Genomic DNA, 7,385 nt, shown 5'->3' on the forward strand with positions numbered 1-7,385 from the left:
GGTGATCGCATCCGCCGCCGTCCCGCCGTCCCAAGTGGCCTCGAAACCCGCCGGGCACAGCACCTCCCAGCCATGGGCATTGGCGATGTCGAGCGGCAGGCAGCGATAGGCGAAGGCTTCGGGGGAGCGGTCCATCCAGTCGCGCTCCACCGGTGCCGGGCGGATCAGCGGCTTCTGGTCGTGGAGCGTGTAGCAAATCAGGCGCACGCGGCGTCTCCGGCAGCCAGGCGTGGTTGCCAGCTGTGCGCGCCATCGCGACATAGCACAATCGCCGCCAGGGACCGGCCCAGGGTCAGCAAGAGGAGCAGGGCAGAAGTGTCGTCCGCGTGCAGCATCCCGATCTATTACGATCTGCCGGATTCGGAGCCGCCGATTGGCGCTCCCGCCCTGGCAGGCGATCAGGATGCCGAGATCGCGGTGGTGGGCGGCGGCCTGGCGGGACTTGCGGTTGCCTTGTCGCTGGTCGAGCGCGGCGCTCGCCCGGTCGTGCTGGAGGCAGCGCAGGTGGGCGACGGTGCGTCCGGGCGCAATGGCGGCTTCCTGCAGCTCGGTTGGGCAGCGGACGACGAGCGGGTCGAGGCGGTCCTGGGTGCCGATGCCGCCGTGCTGTTCGATGTGGCGAAGGACGCCGTGGCCCTGGTGAAGGCACGGGTGGCGCGTCATGCTATCCGCACGGCAGTGACCCCCGGCATCGTGGAGGCGAGCCTGTTCGCCGACGCGGACGAGTTGCGCCGGCGGGCCGACCTGCTGCGCCGGCGGCACGGGGTGGCGTTCGAGCATCTCGACCGGGCGCGGCTGGGGGAATGGTACCGGACCTCCGTCTATCGCGGCGGCGTATTGGACCCGTGCTCGGTGCATCTGGACCCGCTGGCGCTGACCCGCGGCTATGCCCGAGCGGTCCTGGCTGGCGGCGGCCGGCTGTTCGAGCGCAGCCCCGTGCACGCGCTCGTGCCCGAGCCCGGCGGCATCCGCCTGGTCACCGCTAATGGCCGGCTGCGCGCCCGTCAGGTGGTGCTCGCGACCTCCGTCTATGGGCAGGACCCAGACGGCCGCGCCGCCCGTGCTCTCCTGCCGGTCATGACTTATGCGCTGGTGACGGCACCGCTGGGCCAGCACCTGGGGGACGCGATCCGGACACCCTATGCGGTGTTCGACGACCGGTTCGCCATGGGCTACTGGCGGCCGCTGCCGGACGGGCGGCTCCTGTGGGGCGGCAAGATTGGTCTGAGCGACGCGCCGCGCAGCCTGGAGGCGGCCATGCTGGCGGACCTCCACTGGGTGTTCCCCCAGTTGCGGGACGTGGCGGCCGAACGCGTCTGGTCCGGGCGGATGGGCTTCACCCGGCACCGCATGCCGCTGGCCATGCCGCTGGGTCCCAACCTCTGGCTTGCCACCGGGTTCTGTGGCCACGGGCTCGGCACCACCACGGCGGTGGGCGAGTTGCTCGCGGCGGCACTGCTGGAAGGTGACCGGCGCATCGACCTGTTGGCCCGCTTCGGCCGGCCCTGGGCTGGCGGCGTGTTCGGACCGCTCACCGCACAGCTCCTCTATGGCTGGCTGGAGCTGCGTGATCATGTCCGGCTCCGGCGCCTGGGCAGTGCGGCGGAACGATAACGATTTCTTCATGAAATGCTGCTAGACAGACGGTGCCCGTTGGCAGGTGCCGACAGGTCATCGGGATTGCTGGCATGTCCACGTGCTCGTTTCGGTTCCGTGCTTGGCACAGCCGCCTGATGCTGCTCGGCATGATGCTGGCCCTGCTGCTGCCGGCTTGTGCGGCGGCTGCCGCGGACGTCGTGCCGGTCCGGCTGCCCCTGGCACCCGAGCGCCTGCCGGGCGTGATCGTCCGCCTGGTCGACGGGCAGGAGCGGATGCTGACGGTGGGCGAGCTGGAAGCGCTCGGCACTTGGCGGGTGCGGACCGTCTCGCCCTGGGAGCGGGGCCAGATCGTCCTGGAGGGCCCGCTGCTGCGCGACGTCCTGACCTATGTCGGGCTCGGGGATGCAGCGCGCATCCTGGTGCGGTCGCATGACGGCTACGCGCCGGTGATTCCGCATGAGGACTGGCGGGACTACCCGGTCATCCTGGCGACCCGGGCCGACGGCCGGCCGCTGGGTCACCGGCACAAGGGTCCGACGCGGATTGTCTATCCGCTGCTGGAACACCCGGAGCTGGCCTCGCCCGACCGGCACGCGCGCTGGGTATGGCTGATCGCCAGCATCGAGGCGGCGGACGACTGAGCGGCCAGGGCAGGGGCCAGACTTTGCGCCGACCTCACGCTTCGCCGCTGCGGTCCTGGCGCGCGCGCATGATCTCGATCTGGATGTCCTGGATCTCCGTGAGCCGTTCGCACAGGTGATGGAGCATGTGATCGAGCTTGTCGTGCAGGAGCTGGACCTCCAGCTCGGCCTTGAAGTTGACCAGGTAGTCGTTTCCGGCACGCTTGCGGTCCCGGGTCTCCTGCCGATGCTGGCTCATCATGATCACCGGTGCCTGGACCTCCGCAAGAGAGAGCAGGATCAGGTTGAGCAGGATGTTGGGGTAGGGGTCGAACGCCGCCTGGCGCAAGAGATAGGTGTTCAGCGCCATCCACAGGACCAGGAGCAGGGTGAACATCCCGATGAAGCACCAGCTGCCGCCGAACGATGCCACCCGGTCCGCCAGGCGCTGCCCGAAGCTGATGCTGCGGTCGATCTCGCCATCGACCGGTGCCGTGACCAGTGCGTACCCTCTCAGATGGTCCAGCATCAGCTCGTCGAACGGGGCCGTCTCGCCGACCTGCTCCTGAAGCAGCCGACGAACATGAGCCGCCCGTTAATGGTCCAGCTCGACACAGCAGACGAAGCCGGCCTGATCGAGCTCGGGATGCTCGGCCTGCATGAGGGCCACCACCTGCTCGCGCACCAGAGGCAGCGGCCTGAGTTCGCATCGTGGCAGGATCCGGCCGCAGATCTGGCAGGGGTGGCGGAGTGGCGGCAGACTGCCTTGACCATGACATGCTTCCCCCGTCTGGAACGGACCTCGCACGGCCTTGCCTCGGCAGCGAGGGCGGGTGCTGCATGTTCTGGCGAGCGAGCTCGCGGTTGGCCATCGCCGGCCGCAAAGCCGACGGGCGCGCCGCGCCCGTCGGACACGATGGGAGGATCATGCGAGCGTAGTGGGCCGGGTCGCAGGGCATGCCAGGGCCGCACAGGGGGCACTCGCCGCAGGTGAGCATCGTGCCGCACTCGAGGCGGCCCGAGCCGCGGTCCGGCTGTGGCCGGGTGATCCCGATCTGCTGTGCCTGCTGGCGGTGGCGCTGTTCGAAGCAGGCGAGCATCCGCTCGCCCTGGAGGCGGCGGACCGTGCGGTAACGCTGGGCGAGGTAGTGCCAGGGCCAGGGTGCGCTACAACCGGGCGGTGCTGCTGCGCCGGACGGGTGACGCCGCGCCTGCTTGCCGCGCGCTGGAGGAACTGCTCGGCCTCCTGCCGGATCATCCCGCCGCGCGGATCGAGCTCACCCAGGTGCTTGCCGCACTCGGCGACTTTGCCCAGGCGGCAGCAGTGCTGGCCCAGCAGGTGCGGCAATGGCCGGCCGCTGCTGCCGCCTGGCAGGCTGTGCTGGCTGGAGGATGCCGACGAGGCCGCGCTGCGCCTGTACGCCGTCCAAGCCGAACCATCCGGTATCACGCCCGCCGAGCCAGACTGGCTGAGGAGCGGCCACCCACGCATTGCCCACGCCATCGAGCGCGCCATCGCTCATGCGGGCCGGGGCTGCCCGTGGCTCTAGCCTGCCTATCCTTGCTCGTGCTGCGTCGTTGCCGCTTCCCGAAGCGCAACGAACATGCGGACGGGGTGCCGGTCCCACGCCGCCCCGCACCTGCGCCAAGGCAGTCCGTACTTCGCCACCCGCCGTTGCCTGCGGTTGTACCATGCTGCCTACGGCGTCGGATCAGCGGCCGACCCGATGAATGTGATCCCGGGGGCGGTTCGGACTCCGCTAGATCTAGGAAGATGGACCGCTCACCTGCGAGGCGGCCTTTCGCGCGCGCGATGTGACCGGCATTGTTCTCTGCTTGAATCTACTCATGATCGTTTCCAGGCACGCCCGGTCTGGCGAGCTTCGTCGAGTCCTCTGATATGTCATAAGCACGCTACCAGTGCCTGCTCCTGACGGTCCTCTTCAGGAGGTCATTGCCTCTTCCACGGGAAGATAAAGTGTAGACTTCTACCTTAAGGGGTAAAATCGCACATCGCCTACGAGAACAGGACGAGAACGTCCACAGGCAATGCACCGGGTCGGGGCTTGCGGCGTGGCCGGCACGCGACACCGGTCGCCGGGCGCCCAAGTTGTCCACCGCTGCGTGGATGACCTTCGGGATTCGGGTGTGGAGCATGGCGGGTGGCTCGGCGGCAAACCCGCGACAGGCTTGGCTTCGCCCGGGTTTTCCTCCAGCAGCGGGGCGGGCCCGTGGTGCCTCCGGGGCACCCTGCCGGGCCGATTCCGGTTGACGAGAACTGGTATGCCGCTGTCGCGAACCTGTCATGGTCTTCGCACAATCCAGCCATGCCGGCACTTGCGCTGGCGGCTCCCGACTGCGAGCCAGCAGGTCGAGCGGAAGAACTGGATCCGGATGGGAATGATGTTGCCTTGGCTGGCGCTGATCCTGGCCCTGTATCTCGCGATCGTCGGCAGCCTCTACCTGGCTCAGGATGGGCTTCTGTTCCCGCATGGAGCCACCAGACGCGGCATGCTGCCCTTGCCCGAGGGTACGGTGCGGCACGAGCTGGTGACCGCGGATGGCCACCGGCTGGTGGGCCATGCCCTGCGCCGCAACGGCAGCCGGGACATCGCGCTCCTGTTCACCGGCAATGCCTGGAATGCCGAGGACTGCCTGATCTTCACCGCCGAGCGGCTGCCGGACGTCAATCTCCTGGCATTCCACTACCGTGGCTATGCGCCCTCGGAGGGCGCGCCATCCGAAACAGCGCTGGTGGCCGATGCGCTCCTGCTGCGCGCACAGGCAGAGCGTTTGCTCGGGCTGGAAGTGATGGCGGAGCCGCTCAGGATGTTCGCCATCGGGTACAGCATCGGCAGCGGCGTGGCCGCTCAGCTGGCCGGCCAGGGCCAGGTAGACGGGGCGATCCTGGTCACGCCGTTCGATTCGGTGGAGGCCGTCGCCCGCCAGCGCTACTTCTTCGCCCCGGTCAGCCTGCTGCTGCGCCACCCGTTCCGCAGTGACCTGGCCCTTGCCGACAAGCAGGTGCCGGTCGCCGTCATCGCGGCCGGCCGCGACCGGATCGTGCCGCCCACCAGGACGGAGGCGCTGGTGGCGCGGCTCGCCCGACCGGTGCTGGTCGCCACCGTGCCGCAGGCGGATCACGTCACGCTCTACGACCTGCCGGAGTTCGACCAGCTCCTGGAGCAGGCACTCCGGGCGGTGCAGGCGGCCGAGCCGTTGGAAGCGGTACCCGTGAACGACCGCTAGCCCTGGCTCCCAAGGAGGTCGTTCATCACCCGTGGACGCCTGAAGGTGATCGGCGCGGGCAAGCACCGCAGCACGAACCGCCTGCACGAGAGTGCCTGGACAACGCCGCTCCTCGGGATGGACCCGGCGGTGACGGCGGCCTCGGTATCTCCACACGCACGAAGCGCGAATGGCGGGATCGTTTTTGGGAAGGCGTAGCCGCTCTTCAGAATCGCCCCTTCCGGTCGCACTCCGGCAAGGTGGTAGACGGCCACTCACCGCAGGCCAGAAGCTCTGTAGCCCGGCGAGCCGGTGCGGCACTATCAGCGCGGGCGGCCTAGTATATCCGACAGGAAGCCGACCCGGTCCGAAGGCCGATCATCGAGCGTCAGAATCGCCTCGATCCGCTCATCAGAGGGGACGCCAGCAGGAGCCGGCTGAGGCGCATCACCGAGCAGAGCCGGTGAGGGCTGGGCTACGACTTCCTGCACGAGGAGCGGCGATCGCGGGCCACTGGCTTCCTCGTCCGCACCCTGTCCTGGCTCCGTGGATGTAGCGTGGGGCGCCGACGACCGAGGCGCGATCCAGCGCATTCAGACCCCTCCCCAGCTGCCAGGGACGAACAGCGAGACCCCGCCCCCGAGCCCTTCATTCAGATCCTGCCAAGCGAATGGCCCATGCCGTCCCGCTTCTCCCGCTCGAAACGACGCGCTGCCAATTATGCCGCCCCTCTCGGGGAGGATCGCGGGTGTCCCGCCCGACCGAGGGGCATGGTCGCCCAGGGTAGATCATGTGCGGCAGGCCGACCGTCGGTCATCGGGGTTCAGCGGATGGCACCCGGGCACAGGCTAGATGTTGGATCCCGAAGTGTGGTGGTATAGTTGACCATCATGCGGCAAGCGAAGCGCTATGGGCCGGATTCTCCTCGGCAGCGCCACTACCACTGAGGCGGTCCTTCGGGCGATCCAACTACACGCAAGAGAGCGTGAGGACGCTGGCCCAAGCGCTACGGCGTCAGACCCGGCCACCATCCGGAAGCGGCGCCGTGCGGCAGACGACTGCCGGCGCGCGGATGGGCCCTGGGGAGGCCCCGGTCGGCCGTGCTGACGTTGGAGGAAGAGGCGATCATCGTCGCCTTCCGCCGGCACGCATTGCTGCCGCTGGACGACTGCCTCTACAGCCTGCAGCCGACCCTCCCGCACCCTCACCCGCTCGTCTTTGCACCGCTACTTGGCACGGCCTGTCCGCTGTGCGGGCATCCCCGGGGGATCGGGCTGAAGCCCGATGGGCACGTGCGCGAGAGCGTTCCTCATCCATGATCCGTCAGCAGACGGATCATCCGGCTTTCGCAGGAACGCCCTTCAGGAGAACAGCGAGGAGCACCCGGCACCGCTGGGACGTGGCGCCCAGGATCTTGGCGCTTGCGTGCTCTTGGCCCTCATGGGCATCGGTGATGACCAGCTCCACACCATCGTTCGTCAGGAGGCGAACGATCCGTCATCCGCAGGATCGACGGCAAGAGCCGGTCGAGGGGAGGCCACGCTCGAGCAGGCCCTTGAGGAAGCTCGACTCAGACCCTCCACGTCGCCCTCCATGAATGGCCAGCACGCCATTCATCCGACCTCCAGAGGAGCCCGGTCCAGCAGGACCGGGAGGGAGGATCGGCAGTACAGCCTCAGCCACCGCACGCAGGAAGTCACCGTCACCGGCCTTCTGCAGGAGTTCTGCCAGTGGCAATCTGTCCTTGGTCATCGGATCCTCGTCGGTTCAAGAGGAAGTCTCGCAACTCCACCCTGAACCACCGGTCCGATGACCACCATCTACAACCCTAAGGACGCTGAAATTCCACCACGTCCGTGGACGCTGCCCATCCACACCGTGCTGACCGACAACAGCCTGCCCCGGACCTGATCCGGGGGCATCCAGTTCACCAACCGG

6 protein-coding genes and 2 pseudogenes are annotated in these 7,385 nt (G+C 68.4%); 6 read left to right on the forward strand and 2 right to left on the reverse strand.

The annotated features are described in order from the left end of the window. Positions 1-207 (reverse strand): DUF6065 family protein (locus EQG76_RS21505; RefSeq protein WP_235031495.1); only part of this gene is annotated, 207 nt, incomplete at its 3' end. A gap of 108 nt (positions 208-315) precedes the next feature. Between EQG76_RS21505 and EQG76_RS21510 the strand changes: the two genes are divergently transcribed. Both EQG76_RS21510 and EQG76_RS21515 read left to right on the forward strand, forming a co-directional pair. Next, a complete protein-coding gene (locus tag EQG76_RS21510) occupies positions 316-1,614 on the forward strand; it encodes an NAD(P)/FAD-dependent oxidoreductase (RefSeq protein WP_159716377.1) in 1,299 nt (432 codons plus the stop codon). A 74-nt stretch (positions 1,615-1,688) separates the two neighbouring features. Continuing rightward, positions 1,689-2,240, forward strand: coding sequence for a molybdopterin-dependent oxidoreductase (locus EQG76_RS21515; RefSeq protein ID WP_159716378.1), 552 nt, complete (start codon positions 1,689-1,691; stop codon positions 2,238-2,240). Between the two features lie 34 nt (positions 2,241-2,274). Here the strand turns inward: EQG76_RS21515 and EQG76_RS21520 are convergent, their stop codons facing one another. Further along, positions 2,275-2,748 carry a DUF1003 domain-containing protein gene (locus EQG76_RS21520; RefSeq protein ID WP_159716379.1) on the reverse strand — a complete coding sequence of 158 codons (474 nt, stop codon included), beginning with the start codon at positions 2,746-2,748 and terminating at the stop codon, positions 2,275-2,277. A gap of 409 nt (positions 2,749-3,157) precedes the next feature. Here EQG76_RS21520 and EQG76_RS33575 point away from each other — a divergent pair. The 4 genes and pseudogenes from EQG76_RS33575 to EQG76_RS21530 all read left to right on the forward strand — a co-directional run. Beyond that, a pseudogene (locus tag EQG76_RS33575) lies at positions 3,158-3,346 on the forward strand (tetratricopeptide repeat protein); the annotation flags it as partial. Between the two features lie 53 nt (positions 3,347-3,399). Then, on the forward strand, positions 3,400-4,038 hold the full coding sequence (locus tag EQG76_RS33580) for a tetratricopeptide repeat protein (protein WP_407925558.1): 639 nt from the start codon (positions 3,400-3,402) through the stop codon (positions 4,036-4,038). A gap of 581 nt (positions 4,039-4,619) precedes the next feature. Further along, positions 4,620-5,468, forward strand: coding sequence for an alpha/beta hydrolase (locus tag EQG76_RS21525; protein WP_159716380.1), 849 nt, complete (start codon positions 4,620-4,622; stop codon positions 5,466-5,468). An 888-nt stretch (positions 5,469-6,356) separates the two neighbouring features. Then, positions 6,357-6,686: pseudogene (locus tag EQG76_RS21530) on the forward strand (IS481 family transposase); the annotation flags it as partial. Positions 6,687-7,385: the final 699 nt, after the last annotated feature.

The sequence above is a fragment of the Geminicoccus flavidas genome (assembly GCF_009806515.1).
Taxonomy (GTDB): domain Bacteria; phylum Pseudomonadota; class Alphaproteobacteria; order Geminicoccales; family Geminicoccaceae; genus Geminicoccus; species Geminicoccus flavidus.

Coding starts and splice junctions, on each gene's coding strand:
- EQG76_RS21515 (WP_159716378.1), top strand. CDS start 1,689: ATGTCCACGTGCTCGTTTCGGTTCCGTGCTTGGCACAGCCGCCTGATG.
- EQG76_RS21520 (WP_159716379.1), bottom strand. CDS start 2,748: ATGCTGGACCATCTGAGAGGGTACGCACTGGTCACGGCACCGGTCGAT.
- EQG76_RS21525 (WP_159716380.1), top strand. CDS start 4,620: ATGATGTTGCCTTGGCTGGCGCTGATCCTGGCCCTGTATCTCGCGATC.